Raw genomic sequence first — 13,832 nt, forward strand, 5'->3', positions numbered from 1 at the left:
TAATATGGGCGTAGTTCGCCCAAATCGGGTGCAAAGTTACGAATAATATTCTGTATATTAGTGCTTTTGCTTCTGTTTTTTTGTTTTTTTCTTTCTACTTCCGAAAATATCACTCAATCTGTTGAAGTCTTTCTTCAGAATCAAACCTATACCCTGAGTTGTCAGAGAGTTACGTGTGAAGTAACGGTCGTTGGTTTGGTTATAGACACGGAAGGCTACGTTACCGCTTGGGAGGAGGAGGTAACGGATGTCGAAGTCGCCTATGAAGGACGATTTATCCTTGGCTACATTGTCTCGATAACCAAACTGTCCGTTGAAGAGCAGACGGTTGTTAAGCATGCTTCCTGAGAGTAGTCCTTCGTATTCTGCATTGTCGAAACCTTCATTACCTGTCGCAATATTGGCACCGAAGTTCCAGTTGTTATCCTTCACAACATTGGACAATACGGTGTTGATTTGTTGTGAAATTGTACCAGAGAGTAGACTCTGCATAGCAAGAGATGCACGACTTGGCGATTCACTGTCTCGTGCTGGATTGTTATTCTTGCTCTGTGGGTAAAAGCGTCCGACTGCTAAAAGGTAGAGTACTTGCTGGTTAAGCTCTTGCTCAGAGTTGAGGATAGAGCGTATCATCTGTTGTGCATCAGGCGAGAGCGTTGGGAGGTCGAGACCGAAAGAGACAGTCGGTGCGCCTGGCGTTCCTTCAATGTTCAGCAAGCAGTTAACCTTTGTATTATTGGATGTGAAGGACTTACCCATTCCAAGGTCGCCCAAAGGAACAGAATTGATGATATAGTTAGCTTTTAGATTCAACGCAGCATTGAACGGATCGCCACCGAAGGCAATCGTTGAACCCGTCTGGAAGATAAACTGCTTCTTGATAATATTCTGAATCGTGAGGTTATACTGTCCGTAGTCTACGTTATAGTTTCCAAAGAGTTGGAAGGCTCCCTTATTATAATAGGACGCACGAATCATACCCGAACCATTCAGACGGATATTGTCGCCAGTGGCATCATCAAGTAAGACGCCAAGCGTAAGATTCGGATTTGAATGTACGAGGAAGTTGATGTGTAGGTCGCTCGGTATGTCTCTGAATTTGACGATATCCGATACCTTCTTTGGAGCTGGTTTTGCCGCAAAACTGAGTGTGTCCGCAGCCTCAGGGATTAAAACTCCAGTGCTATCCTTTGGTACGTTAATCCAGCGAATGAAGTTACTTGTACTTGCATCATTGGTTGAAGAGGCATCATAAGTTATATAGGTGTTCTTTTCCGGTTCCATATCAATGTTCATTGTTGTTGAACCCGGTTCACCTTTTATATTACATTTGCCCGTTCCATATACCACACCCCAGAACGAGTCTTTCCCTTGTTTCTTAGGGAAGTTATAAGCTAAGAGGTTTTGTGCGAGGATATTGATGTCGAAAGTGAGGTGGCTAAGATTCTTGTGATGTAATCCACCTGTAACAATACCGATATGTCCTTGTGGGTCAGTGATGGTGTCGTTACCAAAGATAATCTCGTTTGGAATCATGCGAACACGTGCGTCGCGCATCTTATAGGTAACACCTGTTGGCTTTACATATACGCTTCCATGCACTTGCATGTCACCTTCAAGATTGATGGCACTAAGGGGTCCGACGACTTTACACCAGCCGTTTCCTTGCATTTGAATCTTGTCCATGAAAGAGCCACAGAAGCTCTTTAGGAAGTAGAGATGCGTGTTATTGGCAAAGATAGGGAGGTTGATATAGCTTTTCTTAATGTCCACATAGCCTTGGATGTCTGTTCGTGTGCCATCACCAGGGTCAGCATAGGCGTCGATATTAATCTTACCTTCTTTGTCATTATAGTTTGCCTCCGCAAAGAGCGTACCCATATCTCCATCTTCAAATTGGAAGTCTTGCACCTCCAGTTTCGCTTGCATCTGTGGATGATGGAAGAATGACTTGATAGAAGCTGTACCAGAAGCCGTACCAGCAAACTTAACGCTTTGGAAGTCAACAAGGTTAAGAATGTATGGGACATTGACATCCTTAAATCTTACAAGGATAGAATCGCTTTGATTTCCAGACGTCTGACCATTAGCAATGATATGCTGATCGTGGTTGGAAAGTTCAAAATGGTCGATGGTAAGATTGTTCCGATGATAAGAAATATCGGAAGGTTGCACTTGTAGCGCAATGGAATCAAAGTTGATTTCCGATGGGTTGAGGTGCAAGCGAGTCTCTAAGTCGCCATGACGACGAGAGAAAGAGGCAATGCTATTGACATTTCCGTATATAGGAGAAAGCCCCGGTATACGGAAAGAAATATTGGAATTAACCGTATTGTTTGCAATCAATCCCTGTGCATTGATAAGGACATGCGGTCCTGTTTCTCCCTTTCGTTCACCAGAAATAGTGGTCTGCAAGCCTTGTGGCTCACTCTTAATATTCAAGACGAGATTCTTTATCTGGTGTCCTGAGTAGATTACATTAGGCGCATTGATGTGTAAGTCTATTTCGTTCTGGCGTTCCCTTACAAGTCCTGCGAGCCTTATAGCATGTGAAGAAACAATATTAGTATTCAACAAACTATTGATAAACTTTGTGTCATTTAGGCGCAAAGTGAAAGCGTAGTTTGCCTTGCCAATGCCCATGTTAAAGCGTGGAGTTGGTGGGAAAAGGCTTGGGATATAATGCCCTAAGATACGTCTTATGCTTTGTGGGAGTTGGTTATAATCGTACTGTCCAGCGAGGTGTAGCTCACCAAAGTCAGTCTCTGCGTCAAGCGACTTACCTAAGAGTCCGTTGTTTGTCTTGATACTTACCTGGTTAAGGATAATGTTCTGACCTTCTCCAATCATAGCAAAGTTGCTGACATCGAGATTTCCTATGATATCATTCAGGCTTGCACCCTGTCCTTTAATCTTAGAAGTAAAGGAGATTGTTCTATTGCCCAACGCCTCTGTTAGCTGAAGTTTGTGTAAGTTGACGGCATCAGCAATGATTGAAATGTCGGTAGACAGTTTTCCTTTGTGTTGCATGAAAGCCATTATGTTGGCAGCTTTTCCGTCAATATTCAGCTTTCCATTAGGGTCGTTTATCGCTGCCTTACCTGTGAAAATATCGTTCTTATAGATTCCGTCAAGGTGAATATTCTTATAGGTATAGCCCTTATAATAGAAGGAGGAAACGTCACCCTTTGCGGCAATATAAGATAGGTCGGTGTTGCCTTCCACCTTGATATTCGTGCTTAACTTACCAAAGTCGTTGTTGTCAAGTACTTTCGCAAGATTCAATTCGGCAGTACTAACTGTTCCTTGGATGTTCTTTCCGTGAATAACAGTAGCCAACTGAACGTTACCAGCATCTGTGTTTAGCAGTCCCTTTGCTGTATATTTCCCCATGTTATGGGCGAAAGTACCACGATAGTAGATACTTCCAATGTTACTCAATGGTTTAGGGAGGGGCTTATGCGTAACTTTTGTGATGGATTGAAGGGTGTTCTTGCTAACCTTCAGTGGGCTGAAAGTGAAGTTCCAAATAGGACTCTTTTGGATGTTTCTTACCCATCCTTTTGCCTTAATTTGAGTCGAAAGAGTCTGGTCAGAGACGTTAAGATGTTTTACCAATACAGACTGACTTGTACCTTCTACATCAACTGTAGAGGTATAGTTAGTTGTCAATGGCTTTAAATCGGGTAGGATAGGGGCAAAGTCGGAAGGCTTTATTGCAGCTTTAAAGTCCTTGATGGTGTAGCGTAAAGTGTTGAAATCCAAATTCTTGTTATTGAACTTGTAGGTCGTAAATAACTCCTTTAGCGCAATCTTACTGTTAGTCCCATCGAAGATAAAGTCACGTAATGTGGCTTGCTGCTGATTAGCTTTTAATTCAAAAGCCAACTGCTTCACCTCTAAACCTGAGGCTTCTTTGAAAGCCAATGCCCTAAGGTCAGCCCACACACTCGTGTCATCCAACTTGTTAAGAATGAGATAAGACGAAATGTCACTTACGTTGATATGGTTCAGATTCAGTCTGTTAGGCGTGGTAGGTGCATCTAAACAATCGTATTTAATGCTGCCATGTCGAATCACAAGACTATTAATAGACAAGTGTAAAGGGGTGTGACTTGTGGTATCTTTTGATGCCAATGAATCCAACACAAATTGGAAGTTAGGCTTGGCATCCTTGCTGGTTTTGTATAGTTCTGCCCGCAAACCAAAAAGCTGTGCAGAGGAAATATTAATCTCACCTGTACGTAAGAGATGCCAGATGTCGACCCTTGCTCCTACTCGTGATGCCGATAACATCTTCTTGTGACTTTGGTCATAGATGAGAATATCGTCTAATACGAAGCGATTGATAAAGCCTAAATCAATACGTCCTACGTGCACTTCTGTACCCAATTTGTTGCCCGCTACGTCGCCTACTTTTTGGGCAAGGAAACCCTGTACTGCTGGTATGTGCAGCAGTACGATTGTGGTTATATAAAGACCCGCTATGGTCCATATAACCCATCGTATAATTGTTCTAAGTTTCTTCAATGCGTCTACAAAACTACAAAAAAACCATTTTATACTGAAATTATTATATCTAAATGTGCCAAATCTGCTTAAAATTTGCTACATTTGCAGAAAATAAGCTACGCTCGGCAAATAGAAAGTCTCCTTTCTTTGCTCTCGCTTGCATTATTTTAGCAGAAAATAAGCTACGCTCGGCAAATGGAAAGTCACCTTTCTTTGCTTTCGCTTGCATTATTTTTGGCAGAAAATAAGTTACGCTCGGCAAATGGAAAGTCACCTTTCTTTGCTCTCGCTTGCATTATTTTTGGCAGAAAATAAGCTACGCTCGGCAAGCAAAGGGTTGTTTACCTTATGTTTTGTGAAGCTTATTTAGGGTGGAAAATATTAAGATGAAATAATATAAAAATCGCTTTATCATTGTTATGGCAAATGTAATTAAGTTACGAAAGGGCTTAGACATTAACCTTACAGGACGCGCGCAGGAACAGATGTTGCCTGTGAAATCATCTACGGAATACGCTTTGGTTCCAGATGACTTCCCAGGATTGACACCTAAGGTAACCGTTCGTGAAGGTGATCATGTCCGAGCTGGTGACCCATTGTTTGTTGACAAAGGGTGCACTGAAGTTAGCTTCGCTTCTCCTGTGAGCGGTACCGTCACAGCTGTTGAGCGCGGAGAAAGACGTAAGGTGTTGCGTGTGAAGATTGCTGCCGATGCGCAGCAGGAATATGCTGACTTCGGCGTGAAGGACGTGGCGGGCTTATCCGCTGATGATGTCAAGGCTTCATTGCTGCAGGCGGGATTGTTTGGTTATATCAACCAGCTGCCTTATGCTGTTGCTACATGTCCAGACACAGAACCAAAGGCAATTTTCGTGTCTGCACTTCGTGATAAACCTTTGCAGAATGACTTCGAGTTTGAGTTGAATGGTCAGGAGAAAGACTTCCAGACAGGTTTGACAGCTCTCGCTAAGATTGCAAAGGTTTATTTGGGTATTGGTGCTAAGCAGTCGGCTTCAGCGTTGACTGGAGCAAAGGATGTTGAGGTAACTGTTTTCGATGGTCCTTGCCCAGCAGGTAATGTTGGTGTACAGGTAAATCACATCGACCCAGTTAATAAGGGCGAAGTGGTATGGACTGTTGAGCCAACAGCCGTTATCTTCTTTGGTCGCTTGTTTAACACCGGTAAGGTAAACCTCACTCGTCGTGTAGCCATTGCAGGTAGTATGGTAAAGCAGACTGGTTATGTAGATGCCCTCGTTGGTACTCCATTGAAGCAGATTCTTGCAGACAACATCGCTGACGGTTGCAACGTTCGCATCCTCAATGGTAATCCTCTCACTGGTGTTATCGCTAATGAAGAGTCTGTGCTTGGTGCACATACTTCAGAGGTAACATTGATTCCAGAGGGTGATGACGTACACGAAATCTTCGGTTGGATGCTCCCTCGTTTCAATGACTTCTCTACTTCTCACAGCTACTTCACTTGGTTGCAGGGCAAGAAGGCGTACAATCTCGATGCACGTGTCAAGGGTGGAGAGCGTCACATGATTATGAGTGGCGAGTACGACAGAGTGTTACCAATGGATATCTACAGTGAGTACCTCATCAAGTCAATTATCTCTGGCAATATTGATAGCCAAGAGCAGTTGGGCATCTATGAGGTAAGTCCAGAAGACTTTGCACTCGCTGAGTTCGTTGATAGTTCTAAGTTACCTTTGCAGAAGATAGTTCGTGAGGGCTTGGATATTCTTAGAAAAGAGAATGCGTAGGGTCTTATGAGCCCACAATGACTTTAACTTCAGTTTCAGTTCAGTTTTCTCAGAATGTTATCCGTCAGCAGTCAGCCAGCAGTCATTGACGTAACGGAAAGTTCTCGTTGTCAGAGAATGATGTTGGCAGAGCTTAGTAAGACGATTACAAACGGCTTGTACAAACATTACAAACGTTTGGTAACAATTCAAGAAACAGAAACTTTGGACTTTAAGAACCCTATAATAAAAGTATTATGAGTTTAAGAAATTATCTCGATAAGATACGCCCAAACTTTGAGGAGGGCGGAAAGCTTCACGCTTTCAAGAGTGTCTACGATGGTTTCGAGACGTTCCTTTATGTTCCTAACGAGACATCAAAGAGCGGAACTTCTATCCATGACGCTATTGACTCGAAGCGAATTATGAGTTTGGTGGTACTTTCATTGGTACCAGCGATGCTCTTCGGTATGTACAATATCGGCTATCAGAACGCTTTAGCAGCTGGTAAGTTGGCTGATGCTACCTGCTGGGGAATGTTCCTCTATGGTATGCTTGCTCTGTTGCCAAAGATTCTTGTGTCTTACATTGTCGGCTTAGGTATTGAGTTTGCTTGGGCACAGTGGAAGGGTGAGGAGATTCAGGAAGGTTATCTTGTATCAGGTATTCTAATTCCATTGATTATTCCTGTGACCACACCACTTTGGATTCTTGTGCTTGCAGTGGCCTTTGCTGTCATCTTCACGAAGGAAATCTTCGGTGGAACAGGTATGAATATCTTTAACGTTGCCTTGGCTGCACGTGCCTTCCTCTTCTTCTCTTATCCAAGTAAGATGACGGGTGATAGCATCTGGGTAGCAAAGGATTCTATCTTAGGTTTCGGCTATACCTTGCCAGACGGTTTCACAATGGCAACCCCATTGGGTGAGATTGCACAGGGAACAAGTGTGAACGCATCTGTATGTGATATGGTATTAGGTCTTATCCCAGGTTCTGTGGGTGAGACATCTGTTATCGCTATCGCTATCGGTGCTGTAATCCTTCTTTGGACAAACATCGCCAGCTGGAAGACAATGTTGAGCGTATTCCTTGGTGGAACCGTGATGGGACTTATCTTCCATTCAACTGGTGCAACACCAATTCAGTGGTATGAACACCTTGTTTTAGGTGGTTTCTGCTTCGGTGCAGTCTTCATGGCAACCGACCCAGTAACCTCAGCACGTACAGAGACAGGTAAGTGGGTATATGGTTTCTTTATTGGTGCGATGGCTATCATCATCCGTGTATTGAACCCAGGTTATCCAGAGGGTATGATGCTTGCCATCCTCTTTGGTAATATGTTCGCCCCACTCATCGACTACTGTGTAGTTCAGTCAAACATCAGCAAGCGCGCAAAGCGTGCTAAATAAATAAGGAGGACGAAGAAATGAAAACAAATAGTAATTCTTATACAATTATCTATTCTGCCATCCTCGTGCTGATTGTAGCCTTTTTGCTTGCTTTCGTGTTCCAAGCATTGAAGCCAATGCAGGATGCTAATGTACAGCTTGATCAGCAGAAGCAGATTCTCTTTGCACTCAATCAGAATCGTGATATGAGCAATGAGGAGGCTGTTAAGCTTTGGAAGCAGATTATTGTGGCAGATGACATCATCAATGCAGATGGTAAGGTCGTTGAGGCTGGAAAGCAGGGTGGCGTTGATGCCGGCTTTAAGTTGAATAGTAAGGATGCCAAGGAAGGCAAACTCGCATTGTTCCGTTGCAAGGTAGATGGTCAGGATAAGTATGTTATCCCTGTTTATGGTAACGGTCTTTGGGGTCCTATCAATGGTTTCATCGCTATCAATGGTGATAAGAGAACCGTCTTTGGTGCTTACTTTAACCACGAGAGTGAGACTGCTGGTCTTGGTGCTGAAATCAAAGACAATAAGGCATGGCAGGATTTGTTCAAGGGTAAGCATCTCTTTAGTGGAAACGATACTCAGAAGATAGCACTTGCTGTTGAAAAGAAGATCGAAGACCCATCTACGCAGGTAGATGCCGTAACAGGTGCAACACTTACCAGTAATGGTGTAACAGAGATGTTCCATGCAGACAAGGGTGGACTTCAGCCTTACGTTAAATTCCTGAACAGCAAATAATATTCTAATCTTTAGAACAATAAGAATATGGATTTATTCTCAAAACAAAATAGAGAGGTGTTCAGCAATCCGCTGAATCTGGACAACCCAATTATGGTCCAGGTGCTCGGTATCTGTTCTGCCCTTGCCGTAACTTCACAGCTGAAGCCGGCGATTGTTATGGGACTTGCCGTTACCATTATCACGGCATTCTCTAATGTTATTATTTCACTTATCCGTAACACAATCCCTAACCGTATTCGTATTATCGTACAGTTGGTGGTTGTTGCTGCTCTGGTAACAGTTGTTAGTCAGATTCTCAAGGCTGTAGCTTACGACGTGAGTGTAGAGCTTTCTGTCTACGTAGGACTTATCATTACCAACTGTATCCTTATGGGACGTCTTGAGGCTTTTGCTATGACCAACAAGCCTTGGCCAAGTTTCCTTGATGGTGTCGGCAATGGTTTGGGTTATGCTATGATACTTGTTGTTGTAGGTGCTGTTCGTGAGTTCTTTGGTCGTGGCTCATTGCTCGGTTTCAAGATTCTCCCACAAAGTCTCTATGATGCAGGTTATATGGACAACGGAATGATGTCAATGCCAGCGATGGCACTCATCCTTCTCGGTTGTGTTATTTGGGTTCATCGTGCATATTTCTATAAAGAAGACAAGAAGTAATTATGGAACATCTTATTAGTTTATTCTTCCGGTCCATCTTTGTGGACAATATGATATTTGCGTTCTTCCTTGGTATGTGTTCATACCTTGCGGTATCTAAGAGCGTAAAGACTTCATTGGGTCTTGGTGTAGCCGTAACATTCGTGTTGCTCGTTACCACACCAATCAACTATCTTTTGCTGACTAAGGTTCTCGGACCAGACTGTCTTGCAGAGGGTGTTGACCTTACTTATCTTAGTTTCATTCTCTTTATCGCTGTCATTGCTGGTATCGTACAGATTGTGGAGATGGCTGTTGAGAAGTTCTCACCTTCACTTTACGGTGCGTTGGGTATCTTCCTTCCGCTGATTGCCGTTAACTGTGCTATCATGGGTGCTTCACTCTTTATGCAGCAGCGTATCGGTCTTGACCCAGCAAGCACACAGTATATCGGTACTGTATGGGACGCACTTGTCTATGGTACAGGTTCTGGTCTTGGCTGGACATTGGCTATCGTGGCAATGGGCGCTATTCGTGAGAAGATGGAATATTCTGATGTACCAAAGCCTTTGCAGGGTCTTGGTATCACATTTATTACAGTAGGACTGATGGCAATGGCAATGATGTGCTTCTCAGGTCTTAAAATCTAAGTAAACAATGGGACAATTCATAACAATAAGTATTGTGGTATTCCTTATCACCATCCTTGTGTTGGTGATTCTCCTGCTTGTGTCTAAGAAGTATCTCAGCCCAAGCGGAAAGGTAAAGATAACAATTAACGGTGATAAGGAGATGACCGTTGATCAGGGTAGCTCAGTTCTGTCTACGCTGAATGAGAACGGTGTGTTCCTCCCTTCTGCTTGTGGTGGTAAGGGTAGCTGTGGCCAGTGTAAGTTGCAGGTAGTAGAAGGTGGCGGTGAGATTCTCGATTCAGAGCGTCCTCACTTTAGCCGTAAGGATGTTAAAGATCATTGGCGTCTCGGATGTCAATGTAAGGTGAAGGGTGATATGTCACTCAAGGTTCCTGAGTCTGTCATGGGCGTTAAGGAGTGGGAGTGTACTGTTATCTCTAACAAGAACGTATCCAGCTTTATCAAAGAGTTCAAGGTTGCCTTGCCTCCTGGTGAGCATATGGACTTCGTTCCTGGTTCTTATGCACAGATTTCTATTCCAGCTTACGACTGCATCGACTATGATAAGGACTTCGATAAGAACGATATCGGTGAGGAATACCTCGGTCCTTGGAAGCAGTTTAACCTCCTTTCTTTGAAGGGAAAGAACCCTGAGCCAACTGTTCGTGCTTACTCTATGGCGAACTATCCAGCTGAGGGTGATATCATCACATTGACTGTTCGTATTGCAACACCTCCATTCCTGCCACGTCCGCAGGTTGGTTTCCAGAACGTACCAACTGGTATTGGTTCTACTTATATCTTCTCTCTTAAGGAGGGTGATAAGGTAATGATGAGCGGTCCTTACGGCGACTTCCATCCTAACTTCACTTCTGGTAAGGAGATGATTTGGATTGGTGGTGGTGCTGGTATGGCTCCTTTGCGTGCGCAGATTATGCACATGACAAAGACCCTCCACACTCGCGATCGTGAGATGCACTTCTTCTATGGTGCGCGTTCACTCAGTGAGGCATTCTTCCTTGAGGACTTCTGGGAGCTTGAGAAGGAATATCCTAACTTCCATTTCCACCTCTCTCTTGACCGTCCAGACCCTAAGGCTGATGAGGCTGGCGTGAAGTATTACACTGGTTTTGCAGTAAACTGCATCCGTGATGAGTATCTTCAGCAGCACGAGGCACCAGAGGATTGTGAGTACTACCTCTGTGGACCTCCAATGCTCATCAAGACTGTTACAGACTATCTTGACAGCATCGGTGTTGATCAGGATGCAATCATGTACGATAACTTTGGATAATTCAAAATTCTATTCATATAAAGCGAGGAACCTTATTGGGCTCCTCGCTTTTTTGTTTTGGACAAGTAAAAGGACTTTTGGAAAGTGAAAGAAACTACATACAGACAAATAATATCTTGTGAACGTGTTATTCACTTTCAACAAAAGAATTACTTCCTGTATCAACGAATGATATTCTTCCTCCTTTAGCACACATACAGAATGACTGCTCCGTCAGCTTTTTCATCCCATTGATACTGTCTTTCTTTGTTGTTTGCTGCCAGCCTTGTGGCTGGGGAGTACACGGAGGATTCGGGGAACTACATTTGCAAACTCCAAAACTAGGGATATTTACCATCCCTTTATTATCACCTTCTGTACCAACAAGAGTATCAGCTATCCTACGGAATGTTTGACTCGTCACAGTTAGGTTGGGTTTCTCTGTGCCAAGGGAACAATACATTGTTGCTCCGTGAGTTATAATTTTGGACATAAACTCTGTTTAGTTCATTCAATCTTTTTATTCTATGGCTTGCAATATCTCTTTGCTGAGTAGTTCTCCATTCTTGGCATTCCATGTATAAGTTATATCACTGCCTTTATCGGTTATGGTAATCGTCCAAAGAACAGAATCTTTTTCAAATTTAGCATTGGGCGCACTTATCTTGCTAAAACTTATGCTAATACCTGGCGCATCCCCTTGTTTCACGAACTTCTCCTGACCCTTTCCAGTTTTCCTGTCTATATACCCCTCATGCTCAAGCCAGCGCAGGATATTTATAGGTTTCAGGCGCAGCTTCTCAAACTTCTTGTCCTCATCGGTTTCTTTTATAAGGTTGCCCTGACTGTCATACTCGCGCCAAATGCCAATATCGATAGATGAACAGAAAAGGCGTTTTCCCGACTTCTTGAGAACTCCGTTTTTATGGAATATTCTTACTTCCTTGTAGTAAGTAAAAGGAGGGATTGTTACCAAAGCATCATAATCCTTATCAAAATACACCTTAACCTGTGTACTATCTCTATCCACATAAATGGCAAAGCTATTGTCTCCATCTTTACCATTTACTTCCTTGATTTTGCTTTTATAATATTGTACATCGAATCTTTCTGTTGTCTTCATTGTTGTAGTCTCCTTGTCTTTTTGCGCATTGCTGCAAGTACAGTACAACGCAGTTAGTAATATTAGAATGAGATGTTTCATACTTTTATTCTTGTCATTATCTGTTTCTACTTATAGTTCTAAGAATGACGAGACTATGCCTTATTCATATAATACCTGTGTTGTCTTTCCCAAGTATTCACCCGTTTCCGCATTGAAACTATGTGTAGTGCGCATTCCATGTTCTGTAATATCGATAGACCAACCCGCAGGGATAGTCTTTGACCCTTCAGCACGAGTCGACAGCCAAAAGTAGATGTCAATATTAGGCTCATCGCCCTCTTTCAAGAATTTCTCCTGCCCCTTTCCTGTTTTTCTGTCTATATACCCCTCATGCTCGAGCCAGCGCAGGATATTTATAGGTTTCAGGCGCAGCTTCTCAAACTTCTTGTCCTCATCGGTTTCTTTTATAAGGTTACCCTGATTGTCATACTCGCGCCAAATACCAATTTTGACACTTGAATGGCAAAGGAATTTCCCTTTGGATTTAATAATACAATTCTTATAATAGTTCCTAACTATCATCTCATAAGTAAATGGCTTGATTTCTTGTAAGACAAATCCATCATCGTTAAATGACACATAGGTCTCAGTACCATTCCTCTCTACATATTGAGCAGATGTAGCACCTTCATAGCTATTTTTCTCTTTGATTATATTTTTATAATATTGTACATCGAATTTTTCTGTAATCTCCATTGTTGTTGTCTCCTTGTCTTTTTGCGCATTGCAGCAAGTACAACACAGCGCAGTTAATAATATTAGAATGAGAAGTTTCATACCTTTTATACGATTTTGTTGTTTAACATTCCCCATTGCCAATAGAACAAACTCATACGTTTAATTGGATTCGGGGTAAGATGGCTGTAATCCATAATATTATCGGTTGTGTGATATTTGTAGGCGAATGGTACACCATGATAGTCAAACGAATGAGGCAAACCCATTGCGTGTAGCATCTCGTGGGGTACTGTGGCGGAGTTATACTCATCAAAGAATACTCCATACGTGGAGTTTGGGTAGGCATATCCATTAGTACTTTCGCTCTTATCCCCGAAAAAGAATACGGTATAGTATCCATCAAATTGATTACCGTTTTCTCTTTTTAAAACTTTCAGCATCTCCTCCTTCATCTTCCCTGCTGTAATGTCGTCATCTTTTATTACGATATGCTTTTGTGGGATATTGTCTTTATAAATTATTTTGTCTGTGCAGAATCTTTCCTTAAAGGAGTCTTCTGTACAATTAATATCCACCTCCTTGATACTTCCATCTACATTTACAAGGGCTTGGTGTAGGACATTGAGGAACAAAGTTATGGATTCAGGAATTACTATGCCTGTTTTTTCTTTTTGTCCGTCCAACTTTGTTTTCACCTTTACAAATACTACATTTATATCTCTTTGGTGTTTTTTGCTATTGGGCAGAATAAACAACTTACCCACGATATCTCCATCATCAGTAACTGCAGTGAGCGTTCGCTTTTCTTTCAACTCACCTGTACAAGATATTGTGAGAGTAACCTTTCCAGCACGTACGGGGAGAGTCGTATGGCTTAGCTTCAGACCATCCGCCTTGTCAAATTGGAGTTTGATATCCTTTGGTTTGTTTTCCTCTCCGTCAAGTTCAATCTCGACAACGAGATGAACTTCCGTGTCAGGCATCATTGTCATATGAGGAATATAGTAGGTGAAATCCTCGAGGGGTGTCACTCCGATTCTTGCCTTTG

At 42.6% G+C, this 13,832-nt stretch carries 11 protein-coding genes; 6 read left to right on the forward strand and 5 right to left on the reverse strand.

Annotated elements, in window-relative coordinates:
* Positions 1-57 precede the first annotated feature (57 nt).
* Together FIU21_RS04430 and FIU21_RS04435 are read right to left on the reverse strand one after the other, a co-directional pair.
* Complete coding sequence (locus FIU21_RS04430; protein WP_004360391.1) at positions 58-4,530, reverse strand: translocation/assembly module TamB domain-containing protein; 4,473 nt, start codon at positions 4,528-4,530, stop codon at positions 58-60.
* Between the two features lie 49 nt (positions 4,531-4,579).
* Complete coding sequence (locus FIU21_RS04435) at positions 4,580-4,741, reverse strand: hypothetical protein (protein ID WP_172891305.1); 162 nt, start codon at positions 4,739-4,741, stop codon at positions 4,580-4,582.
* Positions 4,742-4,931: 190 nt separating this feature from the next.
* Between FIU21_RS04435 and FIU21_RS04440 the strand changes: the two genes are divergently transcribed.
* From FIU21_RS04440 to nqrF, 6 genes are all read left to right on the forward strand, one after another.
* A complete protein-coding gene (locus FIU21_RS04440; RefSeq protein WP_004360390.1) occupies positions 4,932-6,281 on the forward strand; it encodes a Na(+)-translocating NADH-quinone reductase subunit A in 1,350 nt (449 codons plus the stop codon).
* Positions 6,282-6,517: 236 nt separating this feature from the next.
* On the forward strand, positions 6,518-7,669 hold the full coding sequence (locus FIU21_RS04445) for an NADH:ubiquinone reductase (Na(+)-transporting) subunit B (RefSeq protein ID WP_004360388.1): 1,152 nt from the start codon (positions 6,518-6,520) through the stop codon (positions 7,667-7,669).
* Positions 7,670-7,686: 17 nt separating this feature from the next.
* Positions 7,687-8,400 (forward strand): NADH:ubiquinone reductase (Na(+)-transporting) subunit C, encoded by a 714-nt coding sequence (gene nqrC / locus FIU21_RS04450; RefSeq protein ID WP_004360387.1) that lies wholly within the window; start codon positions 7,687-7,689, stop codon positions 8,398-8,400.
* A 27-nt stretch (positions 8,401-8,427) separates the two neighbouring features.
* A complete protein-coding gene (locus tag FIU21_RS04455; protein ID WP_004360386.1) occupies positions 8,428-9,057 on the forward strand; it encodes an NADH:ubiquinone reductase (Na(+)-transporting) subunit D in 630 nt (209 codons plus the stop codon).
* Between the two features lie 2 nt (positions 9,058-9,059).
* On the forward strand, positions 9,060-9,686 hold the full coding sequence (nqrE, locus tag FIU21_RS04460) for an NADH:ubiquinone reductase (Na(+)-transporting) subunit E (protein ID WP_004360385.1): 627 nt from the start codon (positions 9,060-9,062) through the stop codon (positions 9,684-9,686).
* A gap of 7 nt (positions 9,687-9,693) precedes the next feature.
* Positions 9,694-10,962 carry an NADH:ubiquinone reductase (Na(+)-transporting) subunit F gene (gene nqrF / locus FIU21_RS04465; RefSeq protein ID WP_004360384.1) on the forward strand — a complete coding sequence of 423 codons (1,269 nt, stop codon included), beginning with the start codon at positions 9,694-9,696 and terminating at the stop codon, positions 10,960-10,962.
* A 127-nt stretch (positions 10,963-11,089) separates the two neighbouring features.
* On the opposite strand, the gene FIU21_RS04470 is transcribed toward nqrF, so the two are convergent.
* The 3 genes from FIU21_RS04470 to FIU21_RS04480 are packed head-to-tail and all read right to left on the reverse strand — an operon-like array spanning position 11,090 to position 12,802.
* Entirely contained in the window at positions 11,090-11,434 is a 345-nt protein-coding gene (locus tag FIU21_RS04470) for a DUF4280 domain-containing protein (protein WP_004360383.1), read from the reverse strand.
* A 27-nt stretch (positions 11,435-11,461) separates the two neighbouring features.
* On the reverse strand, positions 11,462-12,145 hold the full coding sequence (locus FIU21_RS04475; RefSeq protein ID WP_004360382.1) for a hypothetical protein: 684 nt from the start codon (positions 12,143-12,145) through the stop codon (positions 11,462-11,464).
* 60 nt (positions 12,146-12,205) lie between these two features.
* Positions 12,206-12,802: a hypothetical protein gene (locus tag FIU21_RS04480; protein WP_231291340.1), complete on the reverse strand. Its 597-nt coding sequence runs from the start codon at positions 12,800-12,802 to the stop codon at positions 12,206-12,208.
* Positions 12,803-13,832: the final 1,030 nt, after the last annotated feature.

The organism is Prevotella melaninogenica, assembly GCF_013267595.1.
Taxonomy (GTDB): Bacteria; Bacteroidota; Bacteroidia; order Bacteroidales; family Bacteroidaceae; genus Prevotella; species Prevotella melaninogenica_D.